The sequence below is a fragment of the Bacillus sp. FCW2 genome, from assembly GCF_021228595.1.
Lineage (GTDB): Bacteria > Bacillota > Bacilli > Bacillales > Bacillaceae > Bacillus > Bacillus velezensis.
The window spans coordinates 101-19,993 of the sequence record NZ_CP089436.1 but is presented as its reverse complement, the minus strand read 5'-3'; the positions used below and the strand labels follow the sequence as shown (position 1 = coordinate 19,993).

15 protein-coding genes, 9 tRNA genes, 1 pseudogene and 1 riboswitch are annotated in these 19,893 nt (G+C 48.0%); of the genes and pseudogenes, 2 read left to right on the top strand and 23 right to left on the bottom strand.

Annotated elements, in window-relative coordinates:
* Positions 1–132 precede the first annotated feature (132 nt).
* From ssuD to K3G25_RS00105, 5 genes are all read right to left on the bottom strand, one after another.
* Positions 133–1,269 carry an FMNH2-dependent alkanesulfonate monooxygenase gene (gene ssuD, locus K3G25_RS00125; RefSeq protein ID WP_017417315.1) on the bottom strand — a complete coding sequence of 379 codons (1,137 nt, stop codon included), beginning with the start codon at positions 1,267–1,269 and terminating at the stop codon, positions 133–135.
* Between the two features lie 24 nt (positions 1,270–1,293).
* Positions 1,294–2,127 (bottom strand): ABC transporter permease, encoded by an 834-nt coding sequence (locus K3G25_RS00120; protein WP_021494885.1) that lies wholly within the window; start codon positions 2,125–2,127, stop codon positions 1,294–1,296.
* On the bottom strand, positions 2,127–3,116 hold the full coding sequence (locus tag K3G25_RS00115) for an aliphatic sulfonate ABC transporter substrate-binding protein (protein WP_208480219.1): 990 nt from the start codon (positions 3,114–3,116) through the stop codon (positions 2,127–2,129). The genes K3G25_RS00120 and K3G25_RS00115 overlap by 1 nt, the downstream gene beginning before the upstream one ends.
* 15 nt (positions 3,117–3,131) lie before the next feature.
* Positions 3,132–3,899, bottom strand: a complete 768-nt coding sequence (locus K3G25_RS00110) for an ABC transporter ATP-binding protein (protein ID WP_014417255.1) — start codon at positions 3,897–3,899, stop codon at positions 3,132–3,134.
* Positions 3,900–4,121: 222 nt separating this feature from the next.
* Positions 4,122–5,057: an amidohydrolase family protein gene (locus tag K3G25_RS00105; protein ID WP_095284601.1), complete on the bottom strand. Its 936-nt coding sequence runs from the start codon at positions 5,055–5,057 to the stop codon at positions 4,122–4,124.
* A gap of 256 nt (positions 5,058–5,313) precedes the next feature.
* On the opposite strand from K3G25_RS00105, the gene katA reads away from it, so the two are divergent.
* Positions 5,314–6,759 carry a catalase KatA gene (gene katA / locus K3G25_RS00100; RefSeq protein WP_003155420.1) on the top strand — a complete coding sequence of 482 codons (1,446 nt, stop codon included), beginning with the start codon at positions 5,314–5,316 and terminating at the stop codon, positions 6,757–6,759.
* A 71-nt stretch (positions 6,760–6,830) separates the two neighbouring features.
* On the opposite strand, the gene K3G25_RS00095 is transcribed toward katA, so the two are convergent.
* The 6 genes and pseudogenes from K3G25_RS00095 to K3G25_RS00070 form a co-directional block, all read right to left on the bottom strand.
* Positions 6,831–7,796 carry an ABC transporter ATP-binding protein gene (locus K3G25_RS00095; RefSeq protein WP_014417253.1) on the bottom strand — a complete coding sequence of 322 codons (966 nt, stop codon included), beginning with the start codon at positions 7,794–7,796 and terminating at the stop codon, positions 6,831–6,833.
* On the bottom strand, positions 7,789–8,775 hold the full coding sequence (locus K3G25_RS00090) for an ABC transporter ATP-binding protein (protein ID WP_014417252.1): 987 nt from the start codon (positions 8,773–8,775) through the stop codon (positions 7,789–7,791). The genes K3G25_RS00095 and K3G25_RS00090 overlap by 8 nt, the downstream gene beginning before the upstream one ends.
* Positions 8,772–9,677 (bottom strand): oligopeptide ABC transporter permease, encoded by a 906-nt coding sequence (gene opp4C, locus K3G25_RS00085; protein ID WP_017417311.1) that lies wholly within the window; start codon positions 9,675–9,677, stop codon positions 8,772–8,774. The genes K3G25_RS00090 and opp4C overlap by 4 nt, the downstream gene beginning before the upstream one ends.
* Before the next feature lie 12 nt (positions 9,678–9,689).
* Positions 9,690–10,646, bottom strand: a complete 957-nt coding sequence (locus K3G25_RS00080) for an ABC transporter permease (RefSeq protein WP_007610211.1) — start codon at positions 10,644–10,646, stop codon at positions 9,690–9,692.
* 68 nt (positions 10,647–10,714) lie between these two features.
* A pseudogene (locus tag K3G25_RS00075) lies at positions 10,715–12,435 on the bottom strand (ABC transporter substrate-binding protein).
* A gap of 2 nt (positions 12,436–12,437) precedes the next feature.
* Positions 12,438–12,617, bottom strand: coding sequence for an FbpB family small basic protein (locus K3G25_RS00070; protein WP_021494877.1), 180 nt, complete (start codon positions 12,615–12,617; stop codon positions 12,438–12,440).
* 259 nt (positions 12,618–12,876) lie between these two features.
* Here K3G25_RS00070 and K3G25_RS00065 point away from each other — a divergent pair, with 259 nt between their 5' ends.
* Positions 12,877–14,232, top strand: a complete 1,356-nt coding sequence (locus K3G25_RS00065; protein WP_029973240.1) for an FAD-binding oxidoreductase — start codon at positions 12,877–12,879, stop codon at positions 14,230–14,232.
* A 40-nt stretch (positions 14,233–14,272) separates the two neighbouring features.
* Here the strand turns inward: K3G25_RS00065 and thiC are convergent, their stop codons facing one another.
* From thiC to K3G25_RS00005, 12 genes are all read right to left on the bottom strand, one after another.
* Positions 14,273–16,045: a phosphomethylpyrimidine synthase ThiC gene (gene thiC / locus K3G25_RS00060; RefSeq protein WP_029973241.1), complete on the bottom strand. Its 1,773-nt coding sequence runs from the start codon at positions 16,043–16,045 to the stop codon at positions 14,273–14,275.
* Positions 16,046–16,166: 121 nt separating this feature from the next.
* Positions 16,167–16,277, bottom strand: a riboswitch (TPP riboswitch).
* Between the two features lie 49 nt (positions 16,278–16,326).
* Positions 16,327–17,025 (bottom strand): Type 1 glutamine amidotransferase-like domain-containing protein, encoded by a 699-nt coding sequence (locus K3G25_RS00055; protein ID WP_061861996.1) that lies wholly within the window; start codon positions 17,023–17,025, stop codon positions 16,327–16,329.
* Between the two features lie 84 nt (positions 17,026–17,109).
* A complete protein-coding gene (locus K3G25_RS00050; RefSeq protein ID WP_232489510.1) occupies positions 17,110–18,681 on the bottom strand; it encodes a Na+/H+ antiporter NhaC family protein in 1,572 nt (523 codons plus the stop codon).
* 145 nt (positions 18,682–18,826) lie between these two features.
* Positions 18,827–18,908 (bottom strand) — tRNA-Leu (locus K3G25_RS00045).
* Positions 18,909–19,153: 245 nt separating this feature from the next.
* Positions 19,154–19,242 (bottom strand) — tRNA-Leu (locus K3G25_RS00040).
* A gap of 7 nt (positions 19,243–19,249) precedes the next feature.
* Positions 19,250–19,320 (bottom strand) — tRNA-Cys (locus K3G25_RS00035).
* A 6-nt stretch (positions 19,321–19,326) separates the two neighbouring features.
* Positions 19,327–19,401: transfer RNA gene (locus K3G25_RS00030), tRNA-Gly, on the bottom strand.
* A gap of 53 nt (positions 19,402–19,454) precedes the next feature.
* Positions 19,455–19,526: transfer RNA gene (locus K3G25_RS00025), tRNA-Gln, on the bottom strand.
* Between the two features lie 9 nt (positions 19,527–19,535).
* Positions 19,536–19,611 (bottom strand) — tRNA-His (locus K3G25_RS00020).
* Between the two features lie 29 nt (positions 19,612–19,640).
* A tRNA-Trp gene (locus tag K3G25_RS00015) sits at positions 19,641–19,714 on the bottom strand.
* A 10-nt stretch (positions 19,715–19,724) separates the two neighbouring features.
* Positions 19,725–19,809 (bottom strand) — tRNA-Tyr (locus K3G25_RS00010).
* 11 nt (positions 19,810–19,820) lie between these two features.
* A tRNA-Thr gene (locus tag K3G25_RS00005) sits at positions 19,821–19,893 on the bottom strand.

Here is a 19,893-nt window from a genome sequence, read left to right as displayed (position 1 = left end):
TATCATCCATATGATCATCGTGCAAGCTAAGCGCTTAAAAAGGCGGGTGAATACCCGCCTTCACTGCCGGCATTTCCCCGGAAATGAATCCGCAGAAAGCGCCCGCCGTCAATTATCCGCCTTGCGACGGCATCAGACTGTCGCTTTATTTCCTCTTGCAAAATGGTCGTTGCCCATTGCTTCACCCAGTCTGCGCTCAAGCTTTTTAGTCCGTTCATTCTGAAACGGCAGAAGCGGAAACACGAGTTCAGCCAGATAATAAGCTTCTTCCAGATGCGGGTAGCCTGAAAAGATAAACGACTCAATGCCGAGTGCCTGATACTCTAAAATTCGAGCAGCGACAGTCTGCGGATCACCGACAAGCGCCGTGCCCGCTCCGCCTCTGACCAGTCCGATGCCGGCCCAGAGATTCGGACTGATCTCAAGCTTCGAGCGGTCACCGTTATGGAGATCGGCCATCCGTTTTTGTCCCGAAGAATCAGCGCGCCGGAGCGCAGCCTGCGCTTTCGCAATCGTCTCTTCGTCTAAATGGCTGATTAATCGTTCAGCCGCTTCCCATGCCTCTTTCTCAGTCTCCCGGACAATCACGTGAAGCCTGATGCCAAAACGCATTGTCCTTCCTTCCTTGGCAGCCTGCTTTTTAACGGTTTCAATCTTTTCTTTTACTTGCTCCGGCGGCTCTCCCCATGTTAAATAGACATCTGTATGTTTCGCCGCAGCCTCAATTCCCGCCTGTGATGAACCGCCGAAATATAATGGCGGATGCGGAGACTGTTTTGGCGGAAACAGCAGATTGCTGTTTTCCACTTTGATATGGTCCCCTTCATATGTCACCGTTTCGCCCCGCATGAGTCCGCGCCAGACGGTTAAAAATTCTTCAGTCGCCTTATAACGTTCATCGTGGCTGATAAACATGCCGTCTCCCGCCAGTTCATAAGGATCTCCGCCCGCTACGACATTTACGAGCAAACGGCCGTCTGACAGCCGGTCCATTGTCGACGCCATTCTCGCGGCGACAGACGGCTGCATCAGTCCCGGACGGACCGCCACTAAAAATTTCAAGTCACTCGTTTCCCCCGCTAAAGCCGCAGCCGTCAGCCACGGGTCTTCACATGATCTCCCCGTCGGCAGCAGAACCCCCGTATACCCGAGTCTGTCCGCCGCCTGTGCCACTTGCTTAAAATAAAGATGATCCGCCGTTCTCCCTCCCGTTTGCGTCCCTAAATACCGGCTGTCACCATGCGTCGGAATAAACCAAAGAATCTCCATATGAATCTCTCCTTTTTTAATAGGTTACCCTTCATAACTGTTCCGCCATTTTAATAGTTTCCGTTCGAGCATTCTGACCAATGCATCTGTCAGCTTGCCGACAGCCGCAAAAATGATAATGCCGACAAACACCTTATTTGTCTGTGAAAATTGTCTGGCATCCATAATCATATAACCGACGCCTTCGCTCGAGCCCATCAGTTCCGCCACCACAAGACCGAGCCACGCAATGCCCAGAGAGAGCCTGATGCCGAGCAGGATATTCGGCAGAGATGCCGGAAGAATTAATTTCGTCATCTGCTGATACCAGCTAAATTCCAGCACCCGCGCGACGTCAAACAGCTTCGCGTCCACACTGCGGATTCCGAGAAACGTATTAATGTACACGGGGAAAAAAGCCCCCAATGCGATCAGCAGAATTTTTGATGTCTCATCAAATCCGAACCACAAAATGAACAGAGGAGTCACGGCCAAGTGCGGAACCGTTCTGAGCATTTGCAGAGACGGATCAAGATATGCTTCCGTCCGCTTTGAGAAACCGACCAGCAGCCCGAAAACAAGTCCGAGGCCCGCGCCAAGCAGAAATCCGGCAGCCGCCCGGTATAAGCTGATCTCTAAATGACCCCAAAGCTCACCTGATAGAAGAAGTTCCTGAAACGTCTGCAAGATGACGACAGGCGACGGGAGCACCGTGGCCGAGACGATACCCAGACTTGCGATAAACTGCCATACTGCGATGACCGCAGCCGGGAGTACAACCCCCTTCATCCATTGGTATGAATACTTCCGGGATCTTGCCAGAGCTTTCTTTTCTGATTGGCTTATTGCGCCGGCAGCCGTTGATGCTTCTGCTTTCATTACTTGCCATCCCCCGTTTCAAGCGCTTTTTTAATAAATGAATTGTCGACAACGTCTTTTACATGAATTTTCTTATGAATCGCTTTTGTTTGATATTGAAAATCAGCGGTTTCCTGCTGGGCTTTGACAATATCATCATTGATCGGTTCATTGAGAGGCTCAGTATTGTTAAGCACGTTTCTGACGACTTTCGGATCAAGATGTTTGATTTTCGCATATAAGGAGACAGCTTCATCTTTGTGTTCCTTTTGCCATGTAACTGCTTTATTGAACACTTTCAGAAAACGGACAACCTCATCCGGGTGTTCTTTGGAAAATCCCGTTCTGACTAACGTGAAACCGGGAGAATATAAATCTGTGCTTTCTCCGTTCGCCAATATTTCCGCCCCGTGCTGCAGCGTTTCAATCGACAAATACGGCTCCCAAATGGACCATGCGTCAACTGATTTGTTTTCAAAAGCGGAAACCGCCTCATCAGGCTGAAGCTGGATGATGGTGACGTCATCGGCGGAAAGCCCCGCTTTATCTAAAGCTTTATAGAGAAAATCAAAGCCGCTGCTGCCTTTGGCTACAGCGATTTTTTTACCTTTCAATTCTTTCAGGCTCTGAATCCCGCTGCCCTTGTTTACGAGAATGCCGTTTGCCTTTAACCCGTCCTGAGACAGCCCGATCTCTTTAAAATCAATTCCAGCCGCCTGACCGGAAATGACCGGTGAATTGCCGACCTGGGAAAAATCAAGCTTATCGGCGGCAAGACCTTCAAATTGCGGAGGACCGCTTTGGAATTCGACCCATTTTACTTTTATTCCGTCTTTTTTGAAGGCCTCTTCAAACCAGCCTTTTTCCTTGGCAATGAGAAGCGGGCTTAAACTCTGCTGGATGCCGATCCGGATTTCTTTCACCGTTTTCCCGCTCCCCCCTGTCCTGTCTGCACTGCATCCGGCTGACATCATGACTGCTGCGGCTAAAAGAATGATGATTTTTTTCACTTCACTTCGTCCCTTCTATATCCCGGACCCATCCGCAAACCGGAGGTCTTCCGTTTTCTCAAACTCAGAAAGCACCTTCTGCCGGACGGCCTGAAAATCCGCTGAGGTCCGATTGCGCGGATGCGGAAGCTGAATCGGCATCAGGCTGTGCAGCCGGCCGGGCTTTGCCCTGAGGATCGCCAGCTTATCGCCTAAATAGACGGATTCATCAATATCATGCGTGACCAGAATCATCGTCGTTTTTTTCTCGCGCCATATATCAAGCAGCACATCCTGCAAATGTTTCCTCGTAAAAGCGTCAAGCGCCCCGAACGGTTCATCTAAAAGCAGCACCTCCGGCTCGCGCAAAAGGGCTCTGGCGATGGCAACCCGCTGCGACATGCCGCCGGATAATTCGCGCGGATAAGCGTTCTCCGCTCCCTGCAGCCTGACAACCTCAATCAGATCATCCACTTTTTTCCGAACGGCCGGGTCGTTCATATTGAGATCGGCAGCGATGTTTTGTTTTACCGTCAGCCAGGGAAACAGCCGGTGCTCCTGAAAGATAAATCCCTGCCGGATGCCCGGTCCCGACACATTGCGGCCGTTTATTGTGACAGAGCCTTTATAATCGGTATCAAGACCGGCAATCAATTTTAAAAGCGTGCTTTTGCCGCATCCGCTCGGCCCGATGACAGTCAAAAATTCTCCCGATGCAATTGACAGCTCAATATCATTCAGCACCGGCGTTTTCCGGCCTTCATGCTCAAAAGCTTTTTCTTGTATGCTGATGGTTACAGCCATCTGTCTTCCCCTCTCTTTCTGCCGCGTGCGATCGAAAAACAAAAAGGCCCCCATCTCCGATTGCTTGCAGAGATGGGAGCCTTCGGCGGTCCGATCGGCAACCCGTTTGTTTTTAAATTTGAATATCATGTTAATTCAAATTATTCCGACTTGTCAACTGTTTTTTATAAGGATTAAAATACGCCCTCCGGTATAACCCTGCCAGAGAGCGCATCGGCTGTATCACGTATTTACTTCCTTTTCTTGGCGGGCGATTTTCAATAATGTCCGCGCGTTGTTGCCGAAAATGTTCTCTATATCTTCTTCCCGCATATTGATTTCCCGGCAGGTCCTCACCTGCTCCTGAAGATATCTGTATACATATCCTCTCGGAAATCCGTTCGAATCCGTCCCGAAGATGATCCGTTCAGCACCGATTAATTCAGATGTCTTCCGAAACAGAATTTCCAAATCAAGCGGGTACGGCATCCACCTCATCCACTGATTTGAGCCGGACGTGTCAATATACACATTCGGGCAGCTCCAGCACAGCTGCAGCAGTTCCTGATAATATCCGGCGCCGAAATGCGGAATGATGAACGGGATATCAGCATACTCTCTCGCGACGCGATAGATGGAGAGCGGGTTGATGTTGCGATGGCTGACAATGCCCCCCGCTCTTCCTAAAAGCCCGAAGTGAATTAATACAGGCAGCCTTTTGTCAGCTAAATACGTCCACAGCTTTTTCAGCGACGGATCATGAAAATCGATGTCTGTCAGCGGCCCGAACAGTTTATATCCTTTCAGACCGAGCTCTTCTACCGCTCTTTTCAGCTCTTCATACGCATCCTCCCGCTCCAAAGGATGATATGCAAATCCGGTAAATCTCGCGGGATTGGCTTGAATAAACGCCGCCATCCGGTCATTGCTCTCTGCTGTTAAAAAATTCAGCACGTCAATGCCATACTTATCTAATTCATTCTCCCATCTTGTCATCAAAGCGATTTCGCCGTCATCGCCCTCAACATCATGCGGATCAGGAAAATCCCAAGTCAGATTCATTCTTTCTGACCGCTCCCGGTTATAATCGGAAAATGTCTTATTGTTTTTGCCGAAATAAAGGCTGTACGGCAGATGACCGTGAATATCGACAGGTTTAAAATGCTGCCGGAAAAGCATACAATCGCCGCCTCCCTTACGGCCTGACAATAAAAAAAGGCCCTTATCCAGTGAAGAATAAGAGCCTCTTGTGTCCAAGTCAGCGGTTTCTATTTTTTCTCATCTTAAACCCATTATTCCCGTCAGTCAAGTATGCTTTCAAACCCAAACCCTTTTTTCGATAATAAAAATAATTATTTTATAATCATTATAAAATAATATTGACTTTTTAATGATAGGTGATATTATGTTTTTATAAATCTAAAGAGGTGATCACATGAGTTCAAATAAATTGACAACCAGCTGGGGCGCTCCTGTCGGAGATAACCAAAACTCAATGACGGCCGGCGATCGCGGTCCTGCTTTAATACAAGACGTCCATCTGCTTGAGAAATTGGCGCACTTTAACAGAGAACGTGTTCCCGAGCGTGTCGTTCACGCAAAAGGCGCGGGCGCACACGGTTATTTTGAAGTCACAAATGACGTTACAAAATATACGAAAGCCGCATTTCTGTCAGAAGTCGGTAAACGCACGCCGCTCTTCATCCGTTTCTCAACCGTTGCGGGCGAACTGGGCTCTAGTGACACAGTGCGCGACCCGCGCGGATTTGCCGTTAAGTTTTATACAGAAGAAGGAAACTACGACATCGTCGGAAACAATACACCCGTGTTCTTCATCCGCGATGCCATCAAGTTCCCTGACTTTATCCATACACAAAAAAGAGATCCGAGAACACATCTGAAAAACCCGACGGCCGTTTGGGATTTCTGGTCTCTGTCACCGGAATCCCTGCACCAGGTAACCATTCTGATGTCAGACCGGGGCATTCCGGCGACTCTTCGCCATATGCACGGATTCGGAAGCCATACATTTAAATGGACAAATGATAAAGGCGAAGGCGTCTGGATCAAATATCACTTTAAAACAGAGCAAGGCGTGAAAAACCTTGATGTTAATACAGCCGCAAAAATCGCGGGCGAAAATCCCGATTACCATACGGAAGATTTGTTCAACGCGATTGAAAACGGCGATTTCCCCGCATGGAAATTATATGTTCAAATCATGCCGTTAGAAGACGCAAACACATATCGCTTTGATCCGTTTGACGTCACAAAAGTATGGTCTCAAAAAGACTATCCGCTGATCGAAGTCGGCCGCATGGTTCTGAACCGTAATCCGGAAAATTACTTTGCGGAAGTAGAACAGGCGACGTTCTCTCCCGGCACATTAGTCCCCGGCGTCGACGTCTCACCTGACAAAATGCTTCAAGGCCGGTTGTTCGCATACCATGACGCGCATCGCTACCGTGTCGGCGCGAACCATCAGGCGCTGCCGATCAACCGTTCCCGCAATGAAGTGAAAAACTATCAGCGTGACGGACAAATGCGTTTTGATGATAACGGCGGCCGCTCCGTCTACTACGAGCCTAACAGCTTCGGCGGCCCGAAAGAGTCACCTGAAGATAAACAGGCGGCATATCCTGTATCAGGTTTCGCAGACAGTGTAAGCTATAATCATCATGATCATTACACACAAGCCGGCGACCTGTACCGCCTGATGAGCGAAGAAGAGCGCGCGCGCCTTGTCGCCAATATCGTCAGTGCGATGAAACCTGTGGAAAAAGAAGAAATTAAGCTGCGCCAGATCGGCCACTTCTACAAAGCTGATCCTGAATACGGCAGACGCGTTGCCGAAGGACTCGGACTGCCATCACCAAAATAACATCAAAAAACCTGCCGGTCTGCCCGGCAGGTTTTTCCTGTTTATTATCAATAAAACCGTTTTTTTCTCAATTACACGAAGTGGCATGCCGCAAAATGATGAAGCCCTTTTTCTGACAGCGCCGGACTTTTCTCAGCACATATCTTCTTGGCTGCCGGGCATCTCGTTCGGAATTTACAGCCTGAAGGCGGATCAGAGGGGCTCGGTATATCACCCTTTAAAATTATCCGCTCCCTTTTCGCTCCGGGATCAGGAACAGGCACGGCTGATAACAGCGCTTTCGTATAAGGGTGAAGCGGCCGTGAAAAGAGCTCCTCCTTTGACGCGTATTCCACAATCGTCCCTAAATACATAATGGCGACCTTCGTACATAAGTGCTCCACCACGCTTAAATCATGAGAAATGAACAAATATGACAGCCCGTGCTGTTTTTGAAGGCTGCTGAACAAATTGATCATCTGCGCCTGGATGGAGACATCTAACGCCGCCACAGGTTCATCCATAATGATAAATTGCGGCTTAAGCGCCATCGCTCTTGCAATCACGATCCGCTGACGCTGCCCTCCGGAAAATTCATGCGGATATCGGTCGATAAAGTTTGCGGAAAGCCCGCAGGCTTCAAGAACCTCCGCCGCTTTATCACGCGCATTCCGCTTCACCGCCAATTGATGCTCGATCATCGCTTCACCGATGGCTTCTCCGATCCGGCGCCGGGGATTTAAAGAACTGAACGGATCTTGAAAGATGAGCTGCGCTTCTGATCTGAAAGTTTTGAGCTCGCGCCGGCTCATCCGAAACACATCACGCCCCTGAAAAAACACCTCTCCCCCTGTTTTCTCATGAAGCCTCAAAATGGTCTTGCCGATTGATGACTTTCCGCTGCCCGATTCTCCCGCTAAGCCGAACACTTCTCCTTTTCCTATCGTAAAACTGACACCGTCGACCGCTTTTACGGGATTTTTGCGGGTCTTTCTCATCCCCCCATGTTCCTCGTAATATTTTTTCAGCCCCTTGACCTCCAGCAACGCATCACTCATCTGCTTTCTCCTCTCTGTAAAGCCAGCACGCCGCCTGATGTCCCTTCCCGAATTCAGTAAAATGCGGGCTCGATCTCCGGCATATTTCCGTGCTGTGTTCACATCGCTCCGCAAAATAACAAGACGATCCCGACAGGTCCGCAAGCTCGGGGACCTGCCCCTGAATGGTGTACAGCATCTCCCTTCTTTGACCGATAACCGGCTTGGCCGCGAGCAGCCCTTTCGTATACGGATGCTTCGGATCAGAAAACAGCTTTGCAACCGGTCCTTCCTCCACAATTTTTCCCGCATACATGACAATCACATAATCAGCCATTTCAGCAACCACGCCCAGGTCATGTGTAATGAATAAAATAGACGTGCGAAATTGCTTTTTCATATCCCGCAATAAATCCAATATCTGCGCCTGAATGGTTACGTCAAGCGCTGTCGTCGGCTCGTCGGCAATGATCAGTTTCGGATCGCAGCTTAGCGCGACAGCCGTCATGATGCGCTGCAGCATGCCGCCGCTCAGCTCATGAGGATATCGGTGCATAACCTGCTCGGCATGCGGGATCTCCACTAACGTGATCAGTTCAACGGCCTTCCGCCATGCTTCTTTCTTACTCAGCAACAAATGTTCGCGAATCGGTTCGGCCAGCTGCTCACCGATTGTAAACACCGGATTCAAAGATGTCATCGGTTCCTGAAATATCATCCCGATTTCGCTGCCGCGGATTTTCTGCATGTCTTTTGGTTTCAATTCCAACAGGTTCCGTCCGGAAAAATGCACCGCTCCCCGTTCGATTCTCCCCGTCTCGGGAAGAAGCTGCATAATGGACAATGACGCCATGCTTTTCCCGCAGCCGGACTCCCCTACAATACAAACCGTTTCCTCCTCATGTATCGTAAAGCTGACATCGTCCACAGCCTTTACCGCCCCCTCCTCTGTATAAAAAGCCGTTTCCAAATGCCTTACTTCTAAAAGCGGTTTTTTCATTTCACTTTCACCTGCCGTTTTACCTTAGGATCAAAAGCGTCTCTTAAACCGTCTCCAAGCAGATGAATCGCCACAACGGTCAGAAAAATGGCCGTTCCCGGCGGAATCCACAGCCACGGGCGGAGTGTAAAATCCATAAAATGATTCGCCGCTTCCATCATGTTTCCCCAAGAAGGTGTGGGCGGAGCAACGCCAAGTCCGAGAAAACTCAGCGCCGATTCACTCAGCATCGCTCCCGCCACATGCAAAGTCGCCGCTACCAGTAATAACGGCAATGTATTGGGAAGCAAATGATAGAGGATTTTCCGTTTATCACTAAGCCCCAAAACTTCCGCGGCCATCATAAACGGCTGCTCCTTCAGCGACAAAATCTGTCCGCGTACAAGCCGCGCCAAACCGGGCCATCCGATCAGGCTTAACATCATCATAATCAGGTACATTCTGTATTCAGAAGGCACTTTCCACTCCGACATCACCGCAGCCAAAATCAAAAGCAGCGGCAGGCCCGGGATGGACATGAGCATATCAGCGATGCGCATAATGATCATATCTGCGGCTCCCCGATAAAATCCGGCCGCAGCCCCGAGTAAAGAACCGATGACAAGCGACATCACCATTGAAGCAAGCCCCACGGTCAGAGAAATCTGCCCCGCCAGCATCAGCCTCGTCAGCACATCTCTCCCGTACTGGTCAGTTCCCAGCCAATGATGGATTCCCGGCTGCTGATTGGCATTTGAAATATCCGTCCGATCTGTTATGTACGGAGAAAAAGACGGCCCGATAAAGCACAATAAAAACATAAAACATAAGAAAAGAAGACTGATGACCGTCAGCTTATGCTGCAGCAGGCGGCGGTACGTCTGCTTCCAAAGAGAAGGCGGCACCCCTTTTTGTTTTTTCATTCCGAACACCCCCTATTTCAGCCTGACCCGCGGATCAACCGCGGCATAAGCGATATCCGCTAAGAAGTTCCCCACAATCGTTAAACAAGACAAAAACAAGGTAAACGCCATCAAAACCGGATAATCACGATAATGCACAGATTCCAGCTGAATACGTCCGACTCCCGGCCACCCGAAAATCTGTTCAATAATGATGGCTCCGGAAAACAGTCCCGGAAGTTCAAAAGCAAGCAGGGTGATGGCCGGAATGAGCGCGTTTTTCAACGCATGTTTCCAGATGACGGTGCGCTCTTTCAATCCTTTCGCTCTCGCCGTTCTGATATAATCCTGTCTGATCACGTCCAGCATGCCGGAGCGGAAATACCTTGTCAGCGAGCCGATGCCGAGCATAGATAAAATCACGACCGGAAGAATCATATGTCTGGCGGCTTCAAGCACGTACGAAAAACCTGTACTCGTGCTTCCGGTATCAATCATCCCGCCGACGGGCAATATTTTCAAATCCACCCCAAACCACTTAATAAACAGAAGGCTGATAAAAAAAGACGGAAACGCCATGGAAGCAAACACAAGAAACGTCACGATCCCGTCAAACCATGAGTATTTCCTGACAGCGGATATGACACCCGTTATCATCGCGGCTGACCATGTGACAAGCAACGCCAAAAACGCGACAAAAAACGAATTCCAGACATATTTCCGAAGCAGTGACAGGACGTTCTCCTGATATTTCAAAGAAAACCCAAAATCTCCGCTGAGCACATTTCCGAGCCACGTCACATAACGCTGCCAAATCGGCTGATCCAGCCCGTAAAGCGCTTTTAACTCCTTCGCTCTTTCAGGAGTCAGGTTTACATTGGAATCGATATAGTCGCCCGGCAGCATGGCGAATAAGAAAAAAATAATAAAAGACGTACCGAATAAGATCACAAGCATTTGAATGAATCGTTCTGCGGCATACCGTTTCATAAAAAGCCCCTCCTTTCCGCTGAAAGGGCAAAATCCCCAGGATGCACCGGGTATTTTGCCCAACCGTTCTATTGAATTGAGACATTTGAGAGACTTGAACTGATTCCAGAATAATTGTCAGGCTCAAGCCCTTTTATTTTTCCGCTGACCGCCCTTGCGCTCTGACGGTAATGAATCAGAATGTAAGGCGGGTTTTCCCCGAGCTCCCGGTACAGCTGGTGATAAATCTCTTTTCTTTTGCTGATATCAAGCGTGCCGGCTCCTTTCTCTATCAGCCGGTCCGCTTTCGGATTGGAATATCCCGTTACATTATTGGGATGGCCGGAAGCCAGCTTTTCCACCGTGTCATTCGGATCAAGAATCTGCGAGGTGGAAACGGCGGCAAGGTCGTATTGTTTGTCATTTATTTTCGCTACTTCTGTATTAAAATCCATGACTTCCGGTTTTAATGAGATTCCGATGTCCGCGTAATTTTCTTTCGCGATCGGGATGAAATCATCATCCGCTTTAGACGTGTAATAGCTGATTTCAAGCTTTTTGCCGTTTTTTTCACGTACACCGTCTTTGCCCGTTTTCCAGCCCGCTTCATCGAGAAGCTTTTTGGCTTTTTCAGGGTTAAACGCGTACCGATTGACACCTTTGTCATCATAAGCCCACGAAACCGGAGACACCGGAACATTCGCGACCTCTCCGTAGCGTTTAAAGCGGACATCGACGATTTTTTGACGGTCAAGTCCGTAAATAAGCGCCTGGGACACTTTCTTATCTTGAAAAGGCGGACGCTTGTGATTGACGTACACAAGCCCGTAATCATTCACGACAGATACGCTTATATTGGCAAAACCGAGACTTTTTAAATGCTGAACCGTATCATCATCAGGTGAGAAAGAAGCGTAATCAAGGTCACCCGTTTCAAACAGCTGAAGAGAAGTTGACGGATCGATAATTTTATAAATCAGCTTTTCCGTTTTCGGTTTTCCGGCATAATAGTGTTCATTAGCCTGATAACGTATTTCCTGTCCCGGAAGGTATTCTGTAAATTGATAAGGTCCCGCTCCGAGCGGTTTGGCATAAAGCTCTTTTAAATAGTCCAGTTTGCCGAATTGATATTTCTTCCCGTAGTAGGCTTCTGACAGCACCTGCCCGCCTAAAAGAAGCAGCGACTTCGCACTGACTTTCTCAGTCGTAATTGAATGGTTCTGTCATCAAGGACGCGTATGCCCTCTATCGTCTTTGCCTTTCCTTCTTTGTAAGCCTTACCGCCTTTAATATAGGCCGTGGTGATATCTTCATAGCCCGCGTATGCAGGATCATGCAGCAGTGTTAAAGTGAATGCGGCATCCTTTGCGGTCAATGGTGAACCGTCGCTGAAAACGAGATTTTTTCTTAAACGGAACGTGTATGTAAGCTGATCTTTGGAAATTTTCCAGCTTTCCGCAAGAGCCGGGGCAGGCTTCCCCGTTTTATCCAGTTTGACTAACGGTTCAAAAATAGGATCTGTCGCATTTCCGTCCCAGCCGTTTTCGTAAAAGTACGGCAGAAACACGCCGCCCGGCGCGGAAATCCCAGCAACAAAAGTGTCAGTTCTGGCTTTCGATTTAGCGGGAATCGCCGCCGGATGAGAAGCTTTAAATTCCTTTGTCTTGACTTGGGCGATACGTGTTTCTTCCTTTTTATCAGCCGCAGATGACGGTTCTTCTCCGGCACTCCCTAACGCGCACCCTGATAACATGATGGATACCGACAGCGCGAGTACCGTTGTTTTTATCCTCCATTTTCTCTCCTTCATCTTTATCGAACCCCCGCATGCTTTTCATCTATCTTTATATAAATCTGCTCCATCTGTTCCTTATTTCTCATAATCTCCCGTTTGTTTTTCTCTACAAGCAGTTCGAAATTCAATGTGTGTTTTCTGTACTTTTTTCGTTTTTTGCTCTTTTTGCGCACATGTGATACCTTTTTTAACGCCACTTTTCATCCCTCCGCTTTTCATTTCATTCAATGACTTTCACGCAAAAAAGGCCCTTATCTGTTTAAAAGATAAGAGCCTTCGGTGATCCGATCAGCCATCGTTTGGAAATATGTAATGATTATGTTAATTCATATAATCCCTACCTGTCAACTATAATTTAAAATATCGTTTCCTTCCGGGGGTTTTCCTCATACACTCTCTCATTTTTCCGCATATGCTAGAAAACATAGCAGAGTACAAGTGAAAGTGAGTGAGAATGTGGAAAAGACAACATTGACCGGTCGCATCGTCAAAAAAGATGACCCGGACTATAATGCTGCAAGAACCAATATCAATTTAAGCCTGCAAAGATATCCAGACATCATTGTGTTTTGTCAAAATAAACATGACGCCCTCAATGCGCTGAGATGGGCGCGTGAGAACAATGTGCCTTTCCGTATCAGAGGCGGAAGACACAGCTACGAAAATTTTTCCCTGTTAAATAACGGACTAGTCATTGATCTCAGTGAAATGAAGAAAATAAGAGTAAATGAGGATACACGGCTGGTCTCGATTGAAGCGGGAGCCGAATTGGGAGAAGTCTACCGGACACTCTGGCGGTACGGCTTGACCCTTCCGGCGGGAACCATTGCGAATGTGGGAATCACGGGGCTGACGCTCGGGGGAGGAATCGGATATTTAACAAGGACAGCCGGACTTACTTGCGATCGTCTCCTCCAGCTCGAAATGATCATAGCGGACGAAAAAGCGGGTGCTGACTTGATCACAGTCAACCGCTCAAAGCACTCTGATCTATTTTGGGCGTCTCAGGGCGGAGGGGGAGGCAACTTCGGCATTGTCACATCCATGATGTTTAAAGCCGTGCCGATCTCGTGCGTGTCTGTTTTTTCTGTCACTTGGGGCTGGGATGATTTTGAGGAAGTATTTAACACATGGCAGCGCTGGGCTCCATTTACAGACAACCGGCTTACCTCATCAATTCAGTTTTGGCCTAAGGAAGTAAACCGCATAGAAGCGCTCGGTCAATTTACCGGGACAAAGGATGAGCTGAAAGAACTGCTGGCTCCGTTAATGAAAGCGGGAAAACCGGCAAGCGGCATGGTCAAGACAGTCCCATTTATTAAAGCGGCAGCCTTTTTTAACAGCCCGGGAGGCAATCAGCCGCAAAAGATGAAGCGGTCAGGATCCTTTATTGAAAAACCATTATCTACACGCGCGATTTCCACTTTAAAGCGCTATTTAGAGCACGCTCCGAACGAAAACGCCAGTGTCTGGCAGCAATCTCTCGGCGGGGCGGCCGGACGGATCGCTCCGGACCAAACGGCATTCTACTATCGCAACGCAATCATTGCCCAAGAATATATTACAACTTGGACATCTGCTGAAGAAGAAAGACAAAATGTCCGCTGGATCGAAGGACTGAGAACGTCTCTATCAAGAGAAACGATGGGAGATTACGTGAATTGGCCTGATAGAGAAATCAGAAACTGGCTGCAAACATATTACGGAGAAAATGTTCACCGCCTCCGTCAAGTCAAAACGAAATACGATCCGGAAAATATATTCCGATTTGAACAGAGCATTCCGCCGCTTCGCCGTTCACCGTTTTTCTAAAAAAGATGAAGATGGGCAAACTCCATCTTCATCTTTTCTTTTATTGATATAAGCGGCTTCCCTTCTCCGCAAACTCTTTTGCTTTTTCTTTCAGCCCTTCATTGACGGCCTCGTCTTCAGTAAGTCCGTTTTCCTTCGCATAATCACGAATATCCTGAGAAATTCTCATGCTGCAGAACTTCGGACCGCACATCGAACAGAAGTGAGCCGTTTTTGCGCCTTCAGCCGGCAGCGTTTCATCATGATATTCGATTGCTCTTTCAGGATCAAGCGACAAATGAAATTGATCACGCCACCGGAATTCAAACCGCGCCTTAGACAGAGCATCGTCACGGATCTGTGCACCCGGATGCCCTTTAGCAAGGTCTGCGGCATGTGCCGCGATTTTGTACGTAATGACGCCTTCTCTTACATCATCACGATTCGGCAGCCCCAAATGCTCCTTCGGCGTGACATAGCAAAGCATCGCCGTCCCGTACCAGCCGATCATCGCCGCGCCGATTGCTGAAGTAATGTGGTCATAACCCGGAGCGATATCCGTCGTTAATGGCCCGAGCGTGTAAAAAGGCGCCTCTTTACAAATTTCCAGCTGCTTGTCCATGTTTTCCTTAATTTTATGCATCGGCACATGACCCGGTCCTTCGATCATCACTTGCACATCGTGCTTCCACGCGATCTCCGTCAATTCTCCGAGAGTCTCCAATTCCGCAAACTGCGCCTCATCATTGGCATCCGCAATCGAACCGGGGCGAAGCCCGTCACCAAGTGAAAAAGCGATATCATAGGTCTTCATGATTTCACAAATTTCTTCAAAATGCGTGTACAGAAAGCTTTCCTGATGATGAGCCAGGCACCATTGCGCCATAATCGCCCCGCCGCGGGATACGATTCCCGTCGTGCGTTTGGCCGTTAACGGGACGTAACGAAGCAGTACGCCGGCATGGATGGTGAAATAATCCACGCCCTGCTCCGCCTGCTCAATCAATGTGTCACGATAAATGTCCCACGTTAAATCCTCGGCAATGCCATTTACTTTTTCAAGCGCCTGATAAATCGGCACCGCCCCCACAGGCACGGGACAGTTGCGGATAATCCATTCACGCGTCGTATGAATGTCTTTTCCCGTGGATAAGTCCATCATCGTATCGGCGCCCCAGCGAATCGCCCACGTCATTTTTTCGACTTCTTCTTCGATAGAAGATGTAACAGCCGAGTTGCCGATATTTGCATTAATTTTCACATGAAAATTCCGGCCGATAATCATCGGCTCGCTTTCCGGGTGGTTGACATTAGAAGGAATAATCGCCCGTCCGCTCGCCACCTCTTCCCTGACAAATTCGGGAGACACATGCTCGCGAATTGCGATAAACTCCATTTCCGGCGTAATGATGCCTTTTCTCGCATAATGCAATTGTGTTACATTTTTCCCCGGCTTGGCCCGAAGCGGTTTTCGCTGTAGGCCGGGGTATTCGGCGGCACGGCCCTCTTTTTTATAACCGTTGTCTTCAGGCTTCACGGTCCGTCCGTTATATTCTTCTACATCTCCGCGCCCGGTAATCCACTTTGTGCGGAGCGCCCCCAGCCCTTCATGAATATCAATTTGTACATCCGGGTCTGTATACGGCCCGCTCGTATCATAAACACGGACCGGCGCATTCTCCTCTTCCCCGAATGCCCCCGTAGTCGCACTCAGGCTGATTTCCCGCATCGGCACTCGTATATCGGGCGAAGAACCTTCTGCATAAACCTTTTTACTGCCGGAAAAACTCGACATAATGGAAATGTTCGCTTGCTGTACTGATTGATTTTGCATACAAATCTCTCCTTTATCATTTGAATAACAGAACCAAGCTCAGCACCAGCACAAAAAAACCGGGTTCAAAGAAGAACCCGGTTTTGCAGTCAGAAAGAAACTATTATTGTTTTCTTCAACAATAATAAAACCTTTACTTCCCCACGCTGGTACGAACCAGATCAGGTCCAAAGGGTTAAGAAGCCGCCGCTTCTCTCTCAGCCCGCTCAGACGGGCACCCCCAGTAACTATTGATTTCGCTCTCATCGTAACATAAGTTGTGTACAAAAAAAAGCATATTATCAAAATTCAGATAACGGGACAGTCATAAGCTCTGCTTCCCGAACGCCTTCTTCGGTATTAAAAACCCGATAACCCTTTGCGGTTTCCCGGGAAGAGACAGCCCGGATCAGCTGACCGTCTTTATAATGAAGCGCAGCGCCGTCATCAGCGGCATAGCCCTCCCTGAGTTTCTTTTCTGAAATCAGACGGTGATACACCGGCCGGCGCCCCGCTTCTCCGTCATAGTGCGGACAAAAGCTGCCCGGCAAAAATCCTAAAGCTCTTAACTCTCTCAAATCTCCAGCTGAATCCGTCAATCCTTCTTCATACCAGCAAATCGCCCCGGCGCTGAGACCCGCCAACATGATGCCGTTTTCCCAAGCCTCACGAAGAATACGGTCAAGCCCCCATTCTTTCCATAAGACAAGCATATTGCGCGTATTTCCGCCGCCGACATATATAATATCTTTCTTCATGAGAAAGGATCTGAGATCAGAACCCGGCGGTTTAAACAACGACAAGTGATCCGGCTCACACCGCAGCTTTTGAAAGGCCTGATAAAACCTGCCGATATAATTCTCCGAATCTCCGCTTGCCGTCGGCAAAAAACAAACTTTCGGCTTTGACCGCGCCGACTGCTCTAAAATATACTGATCCAGCACAAGATGATCCGGCTCCATGGAAAAGCCTCCGCCGCCCATTGCAATAATCTGCTTCACGTCATCACCTCTTTTTTTCTCTAGTATAACAGCTCATAAAAAGGCGTTATCCCATTTTCGGATAACGCCTTCAAAAAGTATTTGTTATCTGAAAAATGAAAACGCACCGTATAACACAACGGAGATCCCTGCGGCGATAAGCGCCGGAACAAGCTTCGAACGGGCATACTTCACAACATCGATCCCCAACACCGTACAGGTTGTCACCGTATTATCACTGAGAGGAGAAGCAAACGCTCCAAATGTTCCGCTCGCAAACACAGCCCCGATCGCTAATAATAAGCTGGTATGTGACTGAACCGCCAGCGTTACGCCGAGCGGCATTAATAGCCCCCAAGTCCCCCAGGATGACCCGATAAAATAGGATATAACAGCCCCCAGTATAAAAAGAGACGGCGCAATAAACATATGAGGGATCCATGACGTTAAATGAGAAGTAACATATTTCGAGAATCCCAGATCTTCAGATACTGCTGTTACGGCCCAAATCAGCGATAACATAATAATAACGTTGACCAATTCGTTTCCGCCCTTAATAAAATGGGTAACAAGCTCGCCTGCATGAAAACGCTGAAACATAAAAAGAGCAAATGCTGCAATAACTGCTGCCAATAATGCGGTTAACATGACGCCAAGCATATCACTTTTGATAAAAGCATTCAAAAACCCTTGTGTTTTTGAATGACCGTCCCACCAGCTGAGAAAGAGTGTTAATAGCAAAAACAGACCGATCGGAATGATTAAATTCCAAGGCCGAATCGGTGTTTCCTTAATATAAGCACGGTGAGCCGAATCCAGCTCCTCCTGCTGGTCAGCATGCTCATCACTTTCGAACATTCCCGTATGTCCACCGTGAATATCTGAGATCGTCCCTGTTTCCATGTTGAATGAACCTGAGCCTTTTGAAAGCAACACACCGCTGTTCCGCGGAATCGGTTCCGTATTTTTGCTATGTTTGCGAGCAGAAGTTTGTCCGCTCTTTTCTGTTTTTTCTAAGCTTTCGTCCGCTTTTTGTTTCTTAAAAAAGCAGTAATAAATTCCGACTACTATAATCACAATGGAGAAAAAATTGAAAGGAATACTTTTCACATACACCGTGTAAGCCGGCTGATCTATTCCTGACGTTTTAAGGGCCTGTCCGATAATGGAAACCATGTAGCCGACAAATGCCGTTGCTATCGGAATCAAGGCAATGACAGGGTTTGCCGTAAATTCAATGGCATACGCAATTTTCTGTTTCGACAGGTCCAGACGCTTGCTTAACGCTTTCATGATCGGTGCAATTGTGACGATGCGAAAGTCCGGTTCACTGAACGTGCCAAATGTCGACAGCCATGCAAGCAGCATCGCACCTTTTTTGGTTTTAACTTTTTTACTGATCAAATGGACGAATCCTTTTATCCCGCCGGTCAGCTTTATAATCCCTACAAGACCGGCAAATGAATATAGAAACACAATGATTCTAATATTATTGGTGACGACAATATTGCTGATTACATATTGAACCATATGTTCAATCCCGCCAAGCAAGCTGGGATGCAAAAGATAGCTTCCGACCAGCAAACCGACAAACAGACCGGACTGCACTTGCTTTGTAATGATTGAAATGGGAATGACCAGAATAAATGGGATAAGACAAGCCCAAGTCCCTTCCACTAAAAACACCTCTTTCAAAGAACTTCTTGTTAGTATCTTTGAAAAAAGCGGATTTATACAATCAGCAGGTATCATGTTTTCACAAGCCTTGGAGGATATTTTCATACAACAAAAAAGGCTTCTACATATTGTAGAAGCCTTTTTATACCGGTGGCCGGGGTCGAACCGGCACTCCAGAAGGAACACGATTTTGAGTCGTGCGCGTCTGCCAATTCCGCCACACCGGCATGTAATGCGTCGTGTTCAACCGACATATATAAATATAACATGTATTTCATAAAACGTCAACGGTTTTAGCAAAGTTTTTTAAATGGTAATGCAGTATATACGATACAAGCAAAAAGCTTATATTGATAGTCATTACGTTTTTATTATATAAAAAGAGTGATCTGCAATATGCAAATCACTCTCATATATGTTTTATAATGTGAAAATTGATGACCAATTTAACATAGTTCGTTCAAAGTTAAATTGGTGCCGAGGGCCGGACTTGAACCGGCACGGTAGTCACCTACCGCAGGATTTTAAGTCCTGTGTGTCTGCCAATTCCACCACCCCGGCAATAGAAAGGCGACACCCGGATTCGAACCGGGGATAAAGGTTTTGCAGACCTCTGCCTTACCACTTGGCTATGCCGCCGTAATTTGGAGCGGAAGACGGGATTCGAACCCGCGACCCCCACCTTGGCAAGGTGATGTTCTACCACTGAACTACTTCCGCAACATGTAAAAGAACTTAATACATCTTATGCTGTTGTTTTTTAAAAAATGCAACTGGGCTAGCTGGATTCGAACCAACGCATGACGGAGTCAAAGTCCGTTGCCTTACCGCTTGGCTATAGCCCAATGATAATATGGGGCGATTGATGGGAATCGAACCCACGAGTGCCAGAGCCACAATCTGGTGCGTTAACCACTTCGCCACAACCGCCATAATCTGAAGATGAATAAATAATATAATGGCAGGGGCAGTAGGAATCGAACCCACACCGGAGGTTTTGGAGACCTCTGTTCTACCGTTAAACTATGCCCCTATTTATAAAATGGTGGAGGGGGGCAGATTCGAACTGCCGAACCCTGAGGGAGCGGATTTACAGTCCGCCGCGTTTAGCCACTTCGCTACCCCTCCATCATTTAGAGTGCCGGCCAGAGGACTTGAACCCCCAACCTACTGATTACAAGTCAGTTGCTCTACCAATTGAGCTAGACCGGC